Source organism: Thiomonas delicata, from assembly GCF_900088825.1.
Classification (GTDB): domain Bacteria; phylum Pseudomonadota; class Gammaproteobacteria; order Burkholderiales; family Burkholderiaceae_C; genus Thiomonas_A; species Thiomonas_A delicata.
In genome coordinates, this window is the sequence record NZ_LT592171.1 from 382,166 (window position 1) to 398,753 (window position 16,588).

A 16,588-nucleotide genomic window follows, 5' to 3' on the forward strand; every position below is an offset into this window, starting at 1 on the left:
TGTTCGCGTCTTGCGGATTTTCGCGATGCCGTGCACGAGCGCTACCCGACCTATGCCTGCTTGCCGGTGCCCTCGTTCGGGTCCTTGTCGGCGCCGCTGCTGGTCGTGGGGCTGGCGCCGGGACTGCACGGCGCCAATGCGAGCAACCGGCCGTTCACGGGCGATGGCGCGGGGCCCCTGCTCTACGGCACTTTGACCGCGCTGGGCCTGGCCCGGCGCGACCCGCCGGTGACCGTCACGGACCACCCATCGGGCATCACCGCCGGCGACGGGCTGGAACTGCTGGATTGCCGCATCTGCAACAGCGTGAAATGCCTGCCGCCCGGCAACAAGCCCCTGCCGGCCGAGGTGCGCGCCTGCAACGGCTTCGTGCGGGCCGAGCTGGCCGCCATGCCGCGGCTCAAGGTCGTCGTCGCGCTGGGCACGGTGGCGCATGGCGCGGTGCTGACCGCGCTCGGGCTGAAGCAGGCCGCGGTTCCCTTTGCGCACGGGGCGCGGCATGCGTTGGACGGTTTCACGCTGTTCGACAGCTACCACTGCAGCCGCTACAACCAGAACACCGGCCGTCTGACGCCGGCCATGTTCCAAGCCGTGTTCGCGCAAGCCGCGCGCGAGGCGGGCGTGGCCCATTCATGACTCCGCCGCCCGACACGCGACCCGCCGCGGCGCCGGAGCCGGCGGACCCGCGAGCCCTGGCCAGGCAGGTGGCGGGCTTGCCGCACTTGCCCGGGGTGTACCGCTATTTCGCCGCCGACGGCACGCTGTTGTACGTGGGCAAGGCGCGCGACCTGCGCAAGCGCGTGTCCAGCTATTTCCAGAAGGATCATGGCGGCACGCGCACGGGCCATATGGTCTCGCGCATCGCGCGCCTGGAAACCACGGTCACGCGTTCGGAGGCGGAGGCGCTGCTGCTGGAAAACAACCTGATCAAGACGCAGCAGCCGCGCTACAACATCCTGTTCCGGGACGACAAGTCCTACCCTTATCTCAAGCTCACCACCGGGCACGCTTTCCCGCGCATGGTGTATTTCCGCGGCGCGATGGACCGCAGGCACAGCTATTTCGGGCCCTATCCCAGCGCCTGGGCGGTGAAGGAAAGCATCGCCGTGCTGCAGAAGGTGTTCCAGCTGCGCACCTGCGAGGACAGCGTGTTCGCCAACCGCAGCCGACCCTGCCTGCTGCACCAGATCCACCGCTGCTCGGCGCCCTGCGTCGGCCACATCACGGCCGCGGCCTACGCCGCCGACGTGGACGCCGCGACCCGCTTCCTGCGCGGCGAGCACGACGGCGTGCTGAAGGACTTGCAAGCGCGCATGCAGGACCTGGCCGAACAGCTGCGCTTCGAGGAGGCTGCCGCGGTGCGCAATCAGATCGGCGCGCTGTCGCGCGTGCTGCACCAGCAGAGCATGGAGGTGGGCGGCGACCAGGATGCCGACATCCTGGCGGTGGTCATGCAGGGCGGGCGCGCCTGCGTCAACCTGGCCATGGTGCGCGGCGGCCGCCATCTCGGGGACCGCGCCTACTTCCCGAGCCATGTGCAGTGGGCCGAGGCGGTGGATGTCGGCGCGGCCGATGCGTGGCCCGCAGCGCCGCAAGCCGCCGCCGAATCGGGGTTGGCGCGCGCCGGCGCGGACGAGCAGGGAGGAACGCCTGCGGCGCCACCATCCACCCAGCCGGCGCTGCAGGCCGTGCTCGATGCCTTCGTCGCGCAGCACTATCTGGACCTGCCTTTGCCACCCGTGCTGGTGACGAATGTGCCGATCGATGCCGAACTCGTCGCCGCCCTGCAGGAGCACACCGGGCAGCGCTGCGTCGCCGTGCCGAATCCGCGCGGCACGCGCCGGAGCTGGCTGGACATGGCGGTGCAGGGCGCGCAGCTCGCGCTGGCGCGCCTGCTCGCCGAGGAGGGCGCGCAGCATCACCGCACGCGCGCCCTGGTCGAGGCGCTGGCGCTGGAGATCGAGGATCTGGACGCGCTGCGCATCGAATGCTTCGACGTCAGCCATACCGCCGGGGAGGCCACGCAAGCTTCCTGCGTGGTGTTCCAGCACCATGCGATGCAGTCGGCGCAGTACCGGCGCTACCGCATCGACGGCGTCACCCCCGGCGACGACTACGCCGCGATGCGCCAGGTTCTGACCCGGCGTTACGCGAAGCTGGCCGAGGATGCCGACGCCCGCTTGCCCGATCTGGTCCTGATCGACGGTGGCCGCGGCCAGATCGCCGCGGCGCGCGAGGTGTTCGAGGAACTCGGCCTGGACATCGGCCGCCTGGTGGGCGTGGAAAAGGGCGAGGGGCGCAAGGTTGGCCTGGAGGAGTTGGTGTTCGCCGACGGCCGCCCCAAGGTTGCGCTGCCGCCGGACAGCCCGGCCTTGCTGCTGGTGGCGCAGATCCGGGACGAGGCGCACCGCTTCGCCATCACCGGCATGCGCGCGCAGCGGGCGCGCACGCGCACCGGGGGCTCGAAACTGGAGGACATTCCCGGCATCGGCCCGAAACGCCGCGCCAACCTGTTGTCGCGTTTCGGTGGCGTGCGCGGCGTGGCCTCGGCCAGCGTGGAGGATCTGATGACGGTCGACGGCATTTCGCGCGATCTGGCCCAGACCATTTATGCCGCGCTGCATTGACCCCCGGCGTGGATGCCCCCGATTTGCCTTGCGCGGCCGCACGGGTGCGCGAACGCACGCCATCGCGGTGCCGATGGAATAATGCAAGCACCATGACAGTGCCGACCTTTCTGACCTGGCTGCGGGTGGCGGCGATTCCGCTCATTCTCGGCGTCTATCAAATCCCCGCGGCCTGGCTGTCCATCCCGGAGAAGAATCTTCTCGCCACGGCGCTGTTCGTGCTCAGCGCCCTCACCGACTGGCTCGACGGCTGGCTCGCGCGGCGCTGGAACCAGACCTCGGCCTTCGGCGCCTTCCTCGACCCGGTGGCCGACAAGCTCATGGTGTCCGCCGCGCTGCTGGTGCTGCTGGAGCTCTCGCGCATCGGCGCGCTGGTGGCGCTGATCATCATCGGCCGCGAAATCGCCATCTCGGCGCTGCGCGAATGGATGGCGCGCATCGGCCAGTCCGGCAAGGTGGCGGTGAACTGGCTCGGCAAGGTCAAGACCGCCACGCAGATGGTGGCCATTCCCTTTCTCTTGTTCGATGGCCGTCTGTTCGGGCTGCTGCCGACGGCGGTGTGGGGCAGTTGGCTGCTCGGCATCGCGGCTTTGCTCACGTTGTGGTCCATGCTGTATTACTTCAAGTTGGCACTGAGCGGGATCAACCTCTCCGAATGAACCCCGACAGCGCGCGGGCGCCCCAACCGCAAGCCGATGCGCCCGTGGCCGAAAGCAGGCGCAGTTCCTTGGCTCTCTTGGGGCTGCGGCTCATGCCTGTGCTGTTCGTGGTGATCTGGAGCACCGGGTTCATCGTCGCGCGCTACGGCATGCCGTATGCGCCGCCGCTCAAATTCCTCTGCCTGCGCTATGGCGCCTCCCTCATCCTGCTGCTGCTCGTGGCGTTCGCCTTGCGAGTGCGCTGGCCGCAGTCGCGCACGCAATGGCTGCATCTGGCCGTCGTGGGGGTGCTGATGCAGGCGGGCTATCTCGGCGGCGTGTGGGCCGCCGTCAAACAGGGCATCGGCGCCGGGACCGTGGCGCTGATCGTCGGGCTGCAGCCCCTGCTGACCGCCGTGCTGGTGTCGCTGGCCGGCCACAAGGTGAGGGCGGCGCAATGGCTGGGCCTTGGCCTGGGGTTTCTCGGGCTTGGGCTGGTGGTGGCGCGGCAGCTCGAACAGGGCACGTTGTCCGGTGTCAATCTCGCGCTGGCGCTGTTCGCGCTGCTGTGCATCACCAGCGGAACCTTGTGGCAAAAACGCTACGTCGTCACCACTCCGGTGTGGACCGCCGCCGCCGTGCAGATCGGGGCGGCTTTGCTGGTCAGTCTGCCGATCGCCTTATGGGAGACGGAGCCCGTGGTGTTCAATATCCAACTCATCGGTGCGCTGGCCTGGTCGGTCCTGGCCATCACCCTGGGGGCCAGCTCGCTGCTCTATCTGCTGATCCAGCGCGGCGCGGCGGTGCAGGTCACGAGCCTGATCTACTGGGTTCCTCCCGTCACCGCGCTGATGGGCTGGTGGCTGTTCGATGAACGGATCGGTCCCGGCACCTGGGCGGGCATGGCCTTGGTGGCCGCAGGCGTGTTGACGGTGACCCGATCCGGGCGGAGCAGTCAGTCGGAACAGAGGCAGCAGACAAGCAGCATCGACACACGAGATCCACACCCATAAATACAGGAGACGAACCCATGCAAACCCCACAGAAAAGACCCTGGCGCATCGCGGTGATCCCGGGCGACGGCATCGGCCAGGAGGTTGTCCCGCAAGGCCTGCGCGTGATCGAGGCCGCGGCGACGCGCTTCGACATCGCCCTGCAAATCGAGCATTTCGATTTTGCCTCGTGCGACTACTACCTGCGCCACGGCAGCATGCTGCCGGAAGACTGGAAGGAGCAGCTCGACGGATTCGACGCCATCTTTTTCGGCGCCGTGGGCTGGCCCGAGAAAGTGCCCGATCACATCTCGCTGTGGGGTTCGCTGCTGCAGTTCCGGCGCGAGTTCGACCAATACGTCAACCTGCGCCCGGCCCGCCTCATGCCCGGGCTGCGTTCACCGCTCGCCGGCCTGCAGCCGGGGGACATCGACCTTCTCATCGTGCGCGAGAACACCGAAGGCGAGTATTCGAACGCCGGTGGCCGGCTGTTTGCAGGCACGCCGCGCGAAATGGCGATGCAGGAAACCGTGATGACCCGCGTCGGCGTGGATCGCGTGCTGCATGACGCATTCAATCAAGCCGCGCGCCGGCCGCGCAAGTTGCTGACCTCCGCTACCAAGTCCAACGGCATCTCCATCACCATGCCCTACTGGGACGAGCGCGTGCGCGCCGTCGCGGCCGAACACCCGCAGGTGCGCTGGAACCAGTTCCATATCGACGCGCTGTGCGCCCGGCTCGTGCAGCGTCCGCAGGAGTTCGACGTCATCGTCGGCAGCAATCTGTTCGGCGACATCCTGAGCGATCTGGCTCCCGCGCTGTGCGGCACGCTGGGCATCGCGCCGTCCGCCAACCTCAACCCCGAGCGCCTGCATCCCTCGCTGTTCGAGCCGGTGCACGGGTCGGCGCCGGACATCGCCGGGCGCGGCCTCGCCAACCCGATCGGGCAGATCTGGAGCGCCGCGCTGATGTTCGATTTCCTCGGTCACCCGAAGGCGCACGACGCCATCGTGCAGGCCATCGAGGGCGTGCTCGACCCGCGCAGCGGCGCCCCGCGCACGCCCGATCTGGGCGGCTCTGCCAGCACCCAGGACATGGGCCGGGCCGTGGCCCAGGCCGTGATTGCAGCTAACCTTGATTGACATGGCCTGGGCGCATCGTTCTAATGGCATCCAGCTGCCGCCGGTAAGATCTGGGCGGTTGCGAACCCAGCAGTACACCCACCGGCAGGCGCGCCTGCCCGCGTTTGACACTTGCGAGCTGGCCTGCGCCATTCGGCAAGCCGGCGTTTCCTTTTTTGCATGATCCTCTCCAGGGGGCTAGAGTGAACAAAACAGAATTGATCGAATACATCGCCAAGAAGTCCGACATCTCCAAGGCGGCCGCTGCGCGCGCTCTGGATTCGATGATCGAGGGTGTCAAGGTCACCCTGAAGAAGGGCGGCACCGTCACCCTCATCGGCTTCGGCACCTTCGCCGTCACCAAGCGCCCGGCCCGCACCGGACGCAATCCCCGCACCGGCGCGTCGATCAAGATCAAGGCGGCCAAGGTGCCCAAGTTCCGTCCCGGCAAGGGCTTGAAAGACGCTTTGAACTAAGCGGCGCCCATAGCACGGCATTCAGACTAGGTTTGCGGGTGCTTAGCTCAGTTGGTAGAGCGGCGCCCTTACAAGGCGTAGGTCGGGGGTTCGAACCCCTCAGCACCCACCAGTTGCATGCCGGAGCACGAAACCCGTGCAACGGTCTTCAAAGGCGAACGGTTACGCTGTTCGCCTTTTGTTTTTCCGGTATTTTTCTTTATTCCGCGATGTGATCGCACACGACGAGCCGCTCCATGTTTGATTTCGTCCGCAAGCACACCAAGCTCTTGCAGGTCATCCTGTTCCTGCTGATCTTCCCGTCCTTCGTGCTGTTCGGCATCCAGGGCTATGACCGCTTCAGCGGCAACGGCGGCCTGGCGGCCAAGGTCGACGGCGTCCCCATCAGCATGCAGCAGCTCGACGAGGCCCAGCGCAACGAAGTGGCCCGCATGCAGCAGATCCTGGGCCCGGCCGCCGACGTCAAGTCCCTGGACACGCCGCAGGCCAAGCTGCGCACGCTCGACGGGCTGATTCGCCAGACCCTGCTGCAGGTGGCCGTGCGCAAGCAACACCTGATGGTGAGCGACAGCCAGGTGCAGCAGGCCATTCTGCAAATTCCGCAGATCGCCGCGTTGCGCAAGCCCGATGGCAGCTTCGACGTGGAGGCCTACCGCCAGCTCATCGCCGCGCAAGGCATGACCACCGCCCAGTTCGAAGCGCAAGTGCGCGAGCAACTGCTGCTGCAGCAGGCGATGAGCGGCATCGGCGAGCCCGTGATCGAGAGCAAGGCCATCGCGGCTCAACTCTACGCATGGCAGAACCAGAAGCGCCGGGTGCGCGTGGCGCTCTATCAGGCCAAGGATTTTGCCGCGCAGGTGCAACCCACGCCGGCCCAGGTCGAAGCGTTCTACAAGGACCATGCCAAGCTGTTCCAGGTCCCGCCGCAGGCCGACATCCAGTACGTGGTGCTGGACATGAACGCCGTGCGCAAGGGCATCACTGTCACACCGGCGCAGGCCAAGGCCTATTACACGCAGCACATCGCGCAGTTCGGTACGCCCGAGGAACGCAAGGCCAGCCATATCCTGATCGCGCTGCCCCCGCAAGCCACGCCGGCCCAGGAGCAGGCCGCCAAGGCCAAGGCCGAAGCCATCCTCGCCGAAGTGCGCAAGGATCCGGCGCAGTTCGCCGCCATCGCCAGACGCGAATCGCAGGATCCAGGCTCGGCGCCCCAGGGCGGCGACCTCGGTTATTTCACGCGCAGCGGCATGGTCAAGCCGTTCGCCGATGCGGTGTTCGCCATGAAGAAGGTCGGCGAGATCGTCGGCCCCGTGCGGTCGCAGTACGGCTACCACATCATCGAACTCACCGGCATCAAGCCCGCCGAGCAAAAACCTTTTGCGCAGGTCGAAGGCGAGATCCAGGCGCAGCTGCAGAACCAGGAGGCGCAGAAGCGCTTTCCCGAGCTGTCCGACAAGTTCAGCAGCATGGTCTACGAAGACAGCCGCAGTTTCGACCAGGTGGCGGCCAAGCTCCACCTCAAGGTTGAAACGGCGCAGAACGTGACCCCCACGCCCGACGCGTCGGGCAATCCCAAGCTCGATCCGCTCGCCAGCGCGCGCTTTCTCCAAGCGCTGTTCAGCAACAACAGCATCCGCGACAAACGCAATATCGCCGCCGTGGAGATTGCCCCCAACGTGATGGCTTCAGGCCGCATCGTCAGCTATCGGGCCGCGCGCACATTGCCCTTCGCGCAGGCCCAGGACAAGGCCCGTGAACTGCTGGTGCAGCAGCAGGCCGCAGCCCTCGCGGCGAAGGCCGGCGAGGACGCGCTTCAAGCCGCGCGCGAGGGCAAGGCGCAGCCGGCATGGGGCGCGCCGGTCGAGGTGAGCCAGACCCAGGCCGCACAAGCCAATGGCGTTCCGGCCGCCGTGGTGAATGCGGTCTTTCATCTGCCCACCGACAAGTTGCCTGCGCTGACCGGTGTGGTGCTGCCCGACCAGGGCTATGCCGTCGTCTCGCTCGACGGCGTCACCAACGGCCAGCCCGACCCCGAGCAACTGCGCGCGCAGCAGGGCACGATGAACCAGTTGCTGTCCCAGGCCGTGACCGACGCCTATATCGACAGCCTGAAAAAGCACTACGGCGTCGAGGTTCTCTACAAGATCCCGGCACAGGCCAACTCTTGAGCAGCCGCATCGGATGCGGAATGATGCGCGCGTCATCCCGCATATAATGTCCAGTTCTGCGGTGGCTGTAGCTCAGTTGGTAGAGTCCAGGATTGTGATTCCTGTCGTCGTGGGTTCGAGTCCCATCAGCCACCCCAAGCAATGAAAAAAGTGGGCACCCGAGCGGTGCCCACTTTTTTGCCCGCAGCGGCCGCAAGCAGCGCGGCGTTGCGGCCTTGCATGGGCATCACCTGCCCGTCGAAGGGGATCTCGGTCGCCACCGTGCAAGTGGTGCTTTGGCCAGCCGTCGGGGTCGAGCAGGCGCTTGCGCACGACCTTGGCAAAGGCGTCCATCGTGGCTGGGCTCAGCGTGTCCAGCCCGTCTTGCCCGGCGGCTTGGCGCCGCCGATGTCGCGCAGCAGGGCCTCACGCCGGGTCTTGAGCTTCGCTGCTCGCCTGCATCGAAGAGACCGCGCAGGATTCAACGGACCTGTCAAACGCGCTGCGCTGCGGCATCGACGCGCGGAGGCCTTTTTGCCGCGGCATGCGGCGATGTTCGGCGCGACGGCGCTTGGCACGGTTTGCCGGAGCGGCGCCTGGACCCCGATAAGATGCAGCCATGATGCGCATCCTGCTCGCCAACGATGATGGTTATCTCGCTCCCGGTTTGCACGCTCTGCATGCCGGCTTGAGCCGCCTGGCCGACGTGACGGTGGTGGCGCCCGAACAGAATGCCAGCGCGGCGTCCAATGCGCTCACGCTCAGCCGGCCGCTGACGGTGTACAAGGCCGACAACGGTTTTCTCTACATCAACGGCACCCCGTCCGATTGCGTGCACATCGCACTGACCGGCTTGCTGGACTTCAGGCCGGACCTGGTGGTCAGCGGCGTGAACAACGGCGCGAACCTGGGCGACGACACCATCTACTCGGGAACCGTGGCCGCCGCGACCGAGGGCTACCTGTTCGGCATGCCGGCCCTGGCCGTGTCCCTTGTGCACAAGGGTTGGGAGCATCTCGACACCGCCGTGCAGGTGGCGGTGGACGTGGCGCGCAACCTGCTGCAGCAACCCCCGGCGCGGCCCGCGCTCTTCAACCTCAACGTGCCCAACGTGCCGCGTGCGGCATTGCGTGGCGTGCAGGTGGCGCGTCTGGGCAAGCGCCATCCCAGCCAGCCGGTCATCGTGCAGCGCAACCCGCATGGCGAGCCCATTTACTGGATCGGCTCCGCGGGCGAGGCGCTGGACGACCAGCCGGGCACCGATTTCCACGCCATCGCCCAGGGTTATGCGTCGCTGACGCCGCTGCAACTGGACCTGACCCACTACCAGATGCTGGACGACTGCAAGGCGCGCTTTGCGTGCATGGCCGGTGAGCGCTGATCCGTCCCGCCCGCCGCGTGCGCGCTTTCCGGCAAGCTTGCCGGGTACTGCGGCATCGGGCGCGCGGCCTGCCAGTGACGCGACACGACGCGCTGCGGGAAGCAGGGCGCCCAAGGCCGCGCAAGCCCTTGCGCCCGCGAGGCCAACGGGCATTGGCATGGATTCGCAGGCCGTGCGCGCCAGCATGGTGGAGCGGTTGCGCGCACTGGGCGGTATCGAGCCGGCCGTGCTCGACGCCATGCTCGCGGTCCCACGGCACATCTTTCTCGAACCCGGTCTGGCGGCGCAGGCCTATCTCGACAATGCCCTGCCCATCGGCCACGGCCAGACCATTTCCAAGCCCTCGGTCGTGGCGCGCTGTGCTTCCGTGTTGTTGCAAAGCCTGGGCGCGAAGCCCGCGCGCGTGCTGGAAATCGGCACCGGCTGCGGTTACCAGGCGGCGGTGCTCAGCCGCGTTGCGGGCGAGGTCTACAGCGTCGAGCGCATCCGTGCCCTGCATGAACTGGCGCGTCGCAATCTGCGCGCCTTGCGGCTGGCCAATCTGCGCCTGCTGCTTGGCGACGGTTCGGCCGGCGCATCCTCCGGCGCGCCGTTCGACGCCGTGCTCAGCGCCGCGGCCTGCAACGAGCCGCCGCAGGCCTGGCTAGAGCAACTGCGTCCAGGCGGCGTGCTGTTGGCGCCGGTCGGGCAACCCCAGCGGCTGATGGCCTACCGCAAGCTCGGCACGGGCAGGGTCGAGTCCTGGTGCGTGGAGGATGCGCGCTTCGTCCCCCTAAAATCGGGCGTTCTTTGACGCCACCTGGACGCCTCGGCACCACCATGCGACTGATCCTGCCGCTCCTGCTCACTTCGCTGCTTGCCGCCTGTTCGACCGTTTCGCTGTCCCCGGCACCCGTGGTCAGCAAGAACTTCACGCCCGTCGGCTCCATCATGGGGCAGTCTGCTGTCACGCCAGCGCAATCGGCCTCGGGCGCGGCGGCAGCCGGGCCCAACGCCCCCTACGCCGGGCAGCCTGGCTACTACACCGTGCAGCCCGGCGACACGGTGCGGCGCATCGCGCTCCAGTTCGGGCAGGACTGGCACAACATCGTGCGCTGGAACAATCTGAGCGACGCCAATGTGATCGAGGTCGGTCAGGTGCTGCGGGTTGCGCCGCCTGGCGCGAACCCCGGCGCCGTCGCCGCATCGCCCGCTGCGCCGCAGGCACTCCCGGCCGCGCCGGCCGCAAGCCAGGTGGTCCAGGCCTATCCGCTGGCCCCCATTCCCGCCGCCACGTCTGCTCCCGCTTCCTCGGCCGCGCCGGCTTCGGTGGCGAAGCCCGTCGCGCCGCAGGTCCAGCCGGCGGCGGGACCTGCCACCACGGCGGTCACGCCGCCCAAGGCGGTGGCCGAGAATGGCGGCCTGGCGTGGTCCTGGCCGACGCAGGGCAAGGTCATCCAGGTCTACAACGGCAGCACGAGCAAGGGCATCGACATCGCCGGCAAGCAGGGCGATCCCATCCTCGCCGCGGCGAGCGGCAAGGTCGTGTATGCCGGCAACGAACTGCGCGGCTTCGGCAATCTGGTCATCATCAAGCACAACGCCGACTACATCTCCGTCTACGCGCACAACGAAAAACTGCTGGTCAAGGACGGGCAGGACATCAAGCGCGGGCAGCAGATCGCCCTCATGGGCGCGACCGATGCGCCGCGCGTGGAGTTGCATTTCGAGGTGCGCCTGCGCGGCAAGCCCATCGACCCCATGCAGGTCCTCCCGCCGCGCTGAAGCGCGCAGCCCTAGCTCCGCCGCCATGCCGCGCCCGCCCAGAAAGCCGTTGCCGCCGTCGTCTGCCGAGGATGCAGGCGGCGGGCGCGACGATGAGGCGCCCGAGACGGCCCCGGTGCGCGATCTCGCCGACCTGGCTGGTGACAGTGTCGACGCCGCCAGCCAGAGCGTGCTGCAGGCCTATCTCAACCAGATCCGCATCAAGCCGTTGCTGACTCCGCAGCAGGAGTTCGACACCGCCACCCGCGCCCGCCAGGGCGACTTCGAAGCCCGCCAGGCCATGGTCGAGCACAACCTGCGGCTGGTGGTCAGCATCGCCAAGGCCTATGCCGGCCGCGGCGTGGCGCTGGCCGACCTCATCGAGGAAGGAAACCTGGGGCTGATGCACGCCATCGAAAAATTCGAGCCCGAACGCGGTTTTCGTTTCTCCACCTATGCCAGCTGGTGGATCCGCCAGAACGTCGAGCGCGCCATCATGCAGCAGGCGCGCACCATCCGCCTGCCGGTGCACGTCATCCGCGAACTCAACCAGGTGCTGCGCGCGCGCCGCCACCTGGAGGAGTCCAGCCCCAACGGCACGGCCTCGGTGGAAGACATCGCCAGCCTCATCGGCCGCACCGCCGACGAGGTGTCGGACCTGCTCACGCTCGGCGAGCTGCCTGCCTCGCTCGACCTCATGCACGAAAGCAGCGCGGGCGACAGCTACCAGGAACAGTTCGCCGACCAGCAGGCCCCGGGCCCCGAGGACACCACCCAGGCGCATGAAGTCGCGCATCTGCTCGACACCTGGCTGCAAACCCTGGTCGAGCGCGAGCGCGAGGTCATCGAGGCGCGCTTCGGTCTCTACGGGCGCGACACCGAAACCCTCGAATCCCTGGCCAAGCGCCTGGACCTGACCCGCGAGCGCGTGCGCCAGATTCAGCAGGAAGCCCTGCTCAAGCTCAAGCGCAGGTTGTCCAAGGGCGGGGTCGACAAGTCCTCGGTGCTCTGAATGGCCGCGCCCGTCGTCGTCTTCGACATCGAGACCATCCCCGACGCGCAGGCCGTGCGCGCCGCCGGCCTGGCCGACCCCGGGCTGGACGACGACGCCACCATTGCCCAAGCCCAGGTGCGGCGCAAGGAGCAGACCGGCAGCGACTTCCTCCCCGTCGTCTGCCAGCGCGTACTGGTCGTCTCCTGCCTGTTCCGCGATCCGCACAAGGGCCTCAAGGTGCACTCCTTCGTCGACCACGGCGGCCAGGAGGGGGCGGTGGTGCAGGGGTTCTACCGCATCGTCGACAAGCACGAACCCCAGCTCGTGTCCTGGAACGGCGGCGGTTTCGACCTGCCCGTGCTGCACTATCGCGGCCTGGTGCACGGCGTGCAGGCCAACAAGTACTGGGACATGGGCGAGGACGACCGCGAGTTCAAGTGGAACAACTACATCTCGCGCTACCACACCCGCCACCTCGACCTGATGGACCTGCTCGCGCTCTACCAGCCGCGCGCCAACGCGGGCATGGACGTGCTGGCCCAGCTCTGCGGCCTGCCCGGCAAGCTCGGCATGGACGGCAGCCAGGTTTACGACGCCTGGCGGCAGGGCCAGGTGGACGCGGTGCGCCGCTACTGCGAAACCGACGTGCTCAACACCTACCTGTTGTATTGCCGCTTCCAGCTCATGCGCGGCGGCATCGCCTCCCCGCAGGCCTACGACGACGAGATCGCCCTCGTGCGCCAGACCCTGGCCGAATGGGGCGCCACCGAGCCGCACTGGGCCGAATACCTCCAGGCCTGGCACCCGCCGGAACCCTCCAAGGCTTGACGGTTTGTTTCCACCCCGACGCGCCCCGGCTCGCCCAGGCTGGCGCGGCGAACTTGCATGGCCCATGAACACGACGACGAATTCCGAAGAATGGCTGCGCATCGAAGCGCTCGACCTCGAAGCACGTGGCGTGGCCCACAGGGCCGACGGCAAGGTGGTGTTCGCCGCCGGCGCCCTGCCCGGCGAGGAGGTGCGCGTGCGCATCACCCGCAGCAAGGCCAAATGGGAGCAGGGCGAGGCTGTGGCATGGCGCCGCGCCGCCTTCACCCGCGTGCAGCCGCGCTGCCCGCACTTCGGTGTCTGCGGCGGCTGCAGCATGCAGCACATCGATCCGCAAGCGCAGGTCGCCTTCAAGCAGCGCACCCTGGAAGACGACCTCTGGCACCTCGCCCAGGTGCGTCCGCAAACCATGCTGCGTCCGCTGGCCGGTCCCAGCTGGGGCTACCGGCACCGGGCCCGCCTCACCGTGCGCCTGGTGCACAAGAAGGGCGGCGTGCTGGTGGGCTTTCATGAGCGCGGTTCCACCTACGTGGCCGACATGCGCTCCTGCGCCATCCTGCCGCCGCATGTGTCCGCCTTGCTGCTGCCCTTGCGCGCGCTCATCGCCGGCCTGTCCTGCCCGGATCGGCTGCCGCAGATCGAACTCGCCGTGGGCGAGGCGCAAACCGTGTTCGTGCTGCGCCACCTCGAACCCCTCGCCGCGGCGGACCTGAAAGCGCTCGCCGTCTTCGGCCTGGAGCACGACGTGCAGTGGTGGCTGCAGCCGGGCGGGCCGCACACCGCGGCGCCGCTCGACCCGCAGGACCCGCCGCTGGCTTACGCGCTGCCCGAATTCGGCGTGCGCATGCCCTTCAAGCCCACCGACTTCACCCAGGTGAACCACCGCATCAACCAGGCCCTGGTGTCGCGCGCCCTGCGCCTGCTCGCCCCGCAGGCGAACGAGCGCGTGGCCGACTGGTTCTGCGGTCTGGGCAACTTCACCCTGCCGCTGGCCACCCGCGCCGCGCAGGTGCTGGGCGTGGAAGGCAGCGAGGCCCTGGTGCAGCGCGCGCGCGACAACGCCGCCGCCAACGGCCTGCAACGCAACACCCGTTTTGAAACCCGCAATCTGTTCGACATGGACGCCAGCGCCTTGCAGCAACTCGGCGCATTCGACAAATGGCTTGTCGACCCTCCGCGCGAAGGCGCCCTGGCCCTGTGCAAGGCCCTGGTGGAGGCGCGCGCCGCGGGCCTGCAAGCCCCGGCGCGCATCGTCTACGTGTCGTGCAACCCCGCCACCCTGGCGCGCGACGCCGGCATGCTGGTACATCAGGGCGGCTACGCGCTCAAGTCAGCCGGGGTGGTCAATATGTTTCCGCACACCTCGCATATCGAGTCGATCGCGGTGTTCGAGCGGGCCTAGAAACGCGCGTATTGTTTTAGGTTGTTACGAGCGCGAAACTTTTTATTTCGATGCGATTGACTCACGTCAACGGCTGGTGACGACGGGGCGCCTACCGTTGTTTCATCAATAGTCAAGATGGAACGAGGCGCATGATGAACAATTCCGAAAAGCCTGCGGCTGCGGTTTCTGTTTCTGACCGGCGCGGCTTTCTCCGCAAGGCTCTGGGGGCAACGGCCGCAGCTGCAGTGGATCTGCCTGCAGCCGTGGCGCAGGAGACCAAGCAGCCGGGTGACGATGCCTTCGGCGACCCGCCCGCATCGCTCGCGCCTGCTGGTACGGATTTCGAATTCGGGCATGATCGTTCGGTCTATGCCTACACCGCCAAAGACGGCAATCTTGCCAGGGAAGGGTTCGAGGGCAAGCGCTGGGGCATGCTGATCGACCTGCGCAAATGCGTCGGCTGCCAGGCATGCACGGTTGCCTGCAAATTCGAGAACAACATCCCCACCGGTGTGTTCCGCACCTGGGTGCCGGATGTTGAACTGGGCACCTATCCCGACACCAAGCGCGCCTTCCTGCCGCGCCTGTGCAATCACTGCGAGCGCCCATCGTGCATCGAGGTCTGTCCGGCAGGGGCCACCTGGCAGCGCAAGGACGGCATCGTCGAGATCGACTACGACCTGTGCTGGGGCTGCGGCGCCTGTGTCAACGCCTGCCCTTACGACGCCCGCTTCATCAACCCCATCACCAAGACGGCCGACAAGTGCACGTTTTGCTCCCAGCGGGTCGACCAGGGCCTGTTGCCGGCCTGCGTGGAAACCTGTGTGGGCGGCGCGCGTCAGTTCGGCGATCTCATGGATCCAAACGATCCGATGACCAAACAGATCCTGAGCGATGTCATCCAGCAGCTCAAGCCGGACACCGGCAACGAACCGCGCGTGTTCTACATCGGCCTGACAACCGAGTTGCAGAACAACCCACCCGGGGTTCCAACACTGTGGTCGAAAGAACAGCAGGACATGGATCGCAATGACCATGATTGGAACATCTCCACCCGCAGGGAGGCCGATCATGTCTAACCCTCTCACCACGCCGCAATTCGTTCCACCTCTTCGGCATCTCAACGAGTTGTACAACGTCGTTCACGACCGGCCGTTTTCCATCCTGTTCGCCAACTACTCCTGGGCCCTGGGCGTGGCGGGCGGCTTGGCGTTGATCTGGGCGATCAACGCCTGGCGCGGGCGTCCCGACACGGTGGAGCATCGGTTCACCATGCCGCTGATCGTCGCTCTGATCCTGGCCGGTTTCGTCAACGTGCTGGCTGAAGTGAAGCAGCCTGGGCGGCTGATTTTTGGCTACTTCCTTGGCTGGTCCAACTGGGATACGGCCATCATCAAATACGGCATCATCCTGCTGCCGGTTTTTCTGGTGCTAGCCTGGTGGCTGAGTTTCCAGTGCATCCCGCGCGCGCGGCTCGGTGCCGAAGTCGAGAAACTTTCTGGCATCTGGCGCCGGCTGGCCGACATCTTCAGTCTGTGGAGCCGGCATTACAGCGTGTTCGAATCGAAATGGCTCAAACCGGTGTTGGTCGCCACGGCCTTTCTCGGTTTGTTCGCGCCGCTGTATTCCGCTGTGTTCCTCATGAACGAGCATGGCATACCGGTGTGGAATTCAGCCGCGGTGCCCATCCTGTTCCTCGCCAGCACACTCGCGGTGGCGGCGTTGGCCGAGATGGCGGTGGTCCCGGCGCTGGCCTGGGCCGTGACGGCCTCGCGCCCCACGGCACAAACCGGCCATCGCCAAACGGCGGCCGTGGCACTGGGTGTATGCCTGGTGACCTGGTATGGCTGGATGTGGTGGCTCGGGCGCTTCGGCACCATCGAGGAGCTGCGTGCGGCCAATTTGTTCATGGGCCCTTACGCCGCGCCAATCACCTTGAACCTGACCATCATCGGCCTGCTGATTCCGCTTGCCTTGCTGCTTCTGCCTACCGGGCGCAGTTACTGGGCACAGTTGCTGGCCTTCCTCGGCGCGACCTGGGGCTCGTATGCGATGCGCATCGGCATTGTCATCGGCGGCGAGGCCATCAACAGGAGCGGGGCTGGCTACTACACCTTTCAATTGAATTTCACAGAGCTCTGGTACACGGGGGTCAGCGTGCTGCTGCTGCTGGGCGCCCTCGCCGCACTGCTGGCAGCCATGCCGCGTGAGGCGCAATCGGCGCCATTCTTCACACCCAAAAAGGTTTGACATC

The 16,588-nt window shown here is 67.0% G+C and carries 16 protein-coding genes and 2 tRNA genes; 17 read left to right on the top strand and 1 reads right to left on the bottom strand.

Annotated features, from left to right (window positions below; all coding sequences use genetic code 11):
• Nucleotides 1–30: 30 nt before the first annotated feature.
• The 9 genes from THIARS_RS11305 to THIARS_RS11345 all read left to right on the top strand — a co-directional run bounded on the left by THIARS_RS11305 (nt 31) and on the right by THIARS_RS11345 (nt 8,162).
• Nucleotides 31–636, top strand: coding sequence for a uracil-DNA glycosylase (locus THIARS_RS11305; RefSeq protein WP_245845896.1), 606 nt, complete (start codon nt 31–33; stop codon nt 634–636).
• The gene (uvrC, locus tag THIARS_RS11310; protein WP_094161033.1) at nt 633–2,627 is read left to right on the top strand and encodes an excinuclease ABC subunit UvrC; all 1,995 of its coding nucleotides are present in this window, start codon (nt 633–635) and stop codon (nt 2,625–2,627) included. Before THIARS_RS11305 ends, uvrC begins: the two co-directional genes overlap by 4 nt.
• 92 nt (nt 2,628–2,719) lie before the next feature.
• The gene (gene pgsA / locus THIARS_RS11315; protein WP_094161034.1) at nt 2,720–3,286 is read left to right on the top strand and encodes a CDP-diacylglycerol--glycerol-3-phosphate 3-phosphatidyltransferase; all 567 of its coding nucleotides are present in this window, start codon (nt 2,720–2,722) and stop codon (nt 3,284–3,286) included.
• 92 nt (nt 3,287–3,378) lie between these two features.
• Nucleotides 3,379–4,278: a DMT family transporter gene (locus tag THIARS_RS11320; RefSeq protein WP_094162090.1), complete on the top strand. Its 900-nt coding sequence runs from the start codon at nt 3,379–3,381 to the stop codon at nt 4,276–4,278.
• A gap of 17 nt (nt 4,279–4,295) precedes the next feature.
• Nucleotides 4,296–5,399 carry a tartrate dehydrogenase gene (locus THIARS_RS11325; RefSeq protein ID WP_094161035.1) on the top strand — a complete coding sequence of 368 codons (1,104 nt, stop codon included), beginning with the start codon at nt 4,296–4,298 and terminating at the stop codon, nt 5,397–5,399.
• A 155-nt stretch (nt 5,400–5,554) separates the two neighbouring features.
• On the top strand, nt 5,555–5,854 hold the full coding sequence (locus THIARS_RS11330) for an HU family DNA-binding protein (protein ID WP_281254204.1): 300 nt from the start codon (nt 5,555–5,557) through the stop codon (nt 5,852–5,854).
• Between the two features lie 36 nt (nt 5,855–5,890).
• A tRNA-Val gene (locus THIARS_RS11335) sits at nt 5,891–5,966 on the top strand.
• 124 nt (nt 5,967–6,090) lie between these two features.
• On the top strand, nt 6,091–8,025 hold the full coding sequence (locus THIARS_RS11340) for a SurA N-terminal domain-containing protein (protein WP_094161037.1): 1,935 nt from the start codon (nt 6,091–6,093) through the stop codon (nt 8,023–8,025).
• Nucleotides 8,026–8,086: 61 nt separating this feature from the next.
• Nucleotides 8,087–8,162 (top strand) — tRNA-His (locus THIARS_RS11345).
• On the opposite strand, the gene THIARS_RS19115 is transcribed toward THIARS_RS11345, so the two are convergent.
• Nucleotides 8,151–8,285 (bottom strand): hypothetical protein, encoded by a 135-nt coding sequence (locus THIARS_RS19115; protein WP_281254205.1) that lies wholly within the window; start codon nt 8,283–8,285, stop codon nt 8,151–8,153. The two genes, THIARS_RS11345 and THIARS_RS19115, sit on opposite strands and share 12 nt — an antisense overlap.
• Before the next feature lie 341 nt (nt 8,286–8,626).
• On the opposite strand from THIARS_RS19115, the gene surE reads away from it, so the two are divergent.
• The 8 genes from surE to THIARS_RS11385 all read left to right on the top strand — a co-directional run bounded on the left by surE (nt 8,627) and on the right by THIARS_RS11385 (nt 16,584).
• Nucleotides 8,627–9,385: a 5'/3'-nucleotidase SurE gene (gene surE / locus THIARS_RS11350; RefSeq protein ID WP_094162091.1), complete on the top strand. Its 759-nt coding sequence runs from the start codon at nt 8,627–8,629 to the stop codon at nt 9,383–9,385.
• Between the two features lie 157 nt (nt 9,386–9,542).
• The gene (locus THIARS_RS11355; RefSeq protein ID WP_094161038.1) at nt 9,543–10,178 is read left to right on the top strand and encodes a protein-L-isoaspartate(D-aspartate) O-methyltransferase; all 636 of its coding nucleotides are present in this window, start codon (nt 9,543–9,545) and stop codon (nt 10,176–10,178) included.
• Between the two features lie 26 nt (nt 10,179–10,204).
• Complete coding sequence (locus THIARS_RS11360) at nt 10,205–11,149, top strand: peptidoglycan DD-metalloendopeptidase family protein (protein ID WP_094161039.1); 945 nt, start codon at nt 10,205–10,207, stop codon at nt 11,147–11,149.
• A 25-nt stretch (nt 11,150–11,174) separates the two neighbouring features.
• On the top strand, nt 11,175–12,140 hold the full coding sequence (gene rpoS / locus THIARS_RS11365) for an RNA polymerase sigma factor RpoS (RefSeq protein ID WP_094161040.1): 966 nt from the start codon (nt 11,175–11,177) through the stop codon (nt 12,138–12,140).
• Nucleotides 12,141–12,950, top strand: coding sequence for a 3'-5' exonuclease (locus THIARS_RS11370; protein ID WP_094161041.1), 810 nt, complete (start codon nt 12,141–12,143; stop codon nt 12,948–12,950). It abuts the gene before it with no gap.
• A 64-nt stretch (nt 12,951–13,014) separates the two neighbouring features.
• A complete protein-coding gene (gene rlmD / locus THIARS_RS11375) occupies nt 13,015–14,352 on the top strand; it encodes a 23S rRNA (uracil(1939)-C(5))-methyltransferase RlmD (protein WP_094161042.1) in 1,338 nt (445 codons plus the stop codon).
• Between the two features lie 134 nt (nt 14,353–14,486).
• The gene (locus THIARS_RS11380) at nt 14,487–15,413 is read left to right on the top strand and encodes a 4Fe-4S dicluster domain-containing protein (RefSeq protein ID WP_222423067.1); all 927 of its coding nucleotides are present in this window, start codon (nt 14,487–14,489) and stop codon (nt 15,411–15,413) included.
• On the top strand, nt 15,406–16,584 hold the full coding sequence (locus tag THIARS_RS11385; protein ID WP_141202393.1) for a polysulfide reductase NrfD family protein: 1,179 nt from the start codon (nt 15,406–15,408) through the stop codon (nt 16,582–16,584). Before THIARS_RS11380 ends, THIARS_RS11385 begins: the two co-directional genes overlap by 8 nt.
• Nucleotides 16,585–16,588: the final 4 nt, after the last annotated feature.

Bases quoted from the DNA above. Each gene is read 5' to 3' on its own strand.
- uvrC (WP_094161033.1), top strand. From the start codon at position 633: ATGACTCCGCCGCCCGACACGCGACCCGCCGCGGCGCCGGAGCCGGCG.
- pgsA (WP_094161034.1), top strand. From the start codon at position 2,720: ATGACAGTGCCGACCTTTCTGACCTGGCTGCGGGTGGCGGCGATTCCG.
- THIARS_RS11320 (WP_094162090.1), top strand. From the start codon at position 3,379: ATGCCTGTGCTGTTCGTGGTGATCTGGAGCACCGGGTTCATCGTCGCG.
- THIARS_RS11325 (WP_094161035.1), top strand. From the start codon at position 4,296: ATGCAAACCCCACAGAAAAGACCCTGGCGCATCGCGGTGATCCCGGGC.
- THIARS_RS11340 (WP_094161037.1), top strand. From the start codon at position 6,091: ATGTTTGATTTCGTCCGCAAGCACACCAAGCTCTTGCAGGTCATCCTG.
- surE (WP_094162091.1), top strand. From the start codon at position 8,627: ATGCGCATCCTGCTCGCCAACGATGATGGTTATCTCGCTCCCGGTTTG.
- THIARS_RS11355 (WP_094161038.1), top strand. From the start codon at position 9,543: ATGGATTCGCAGGCCGTGCGCGCCAGCATGGTGGAGCGGTTGCGCGCA.
- THIARS_RS11360 (WP_094161039.1), top strand. From the start codon at position 10,205: ATGCGACTGATCCTGCCGCTCCTGCTCACTTCGCTGCTTGCCGCCTGT.
- rpoS (WP_094161040.1), top strand. From the start codon at position 11,175: ATGCCGCGCCCGCCCAGAAAGCCGTTGCCGCCGTCGTCTGCCGAGGAT.
- THIARS_RS11370 (WP_094161041.1), top strand. From the start codon at position 12,141: ATGGCCGCGCCCGTCGTCGTCTTCGACATCGAGACCATCCCCGACGCG.
- rlmD (WP_094161042.1), top strand. From the start codon at position 13,015: ATGAACACGACGACGAATTCCGAAGAATGGCTGCGCATCGAAGCGCTC.
- THIARS_RS11380 (WP_222423067.1), top strand. From the start codon at position 14,487: ATGAACAATTCCGAAAAGCCTGCGGCTGCGGTTTCTGTTTCTGACCGG.
- THIARS_RS11385 (WP_141202393.1), top strand. From the start codon at position 15,406: ATGTCTAACCCTCTCACCACGCCGCAATTCGTTCCACCTCTTCGGCAT.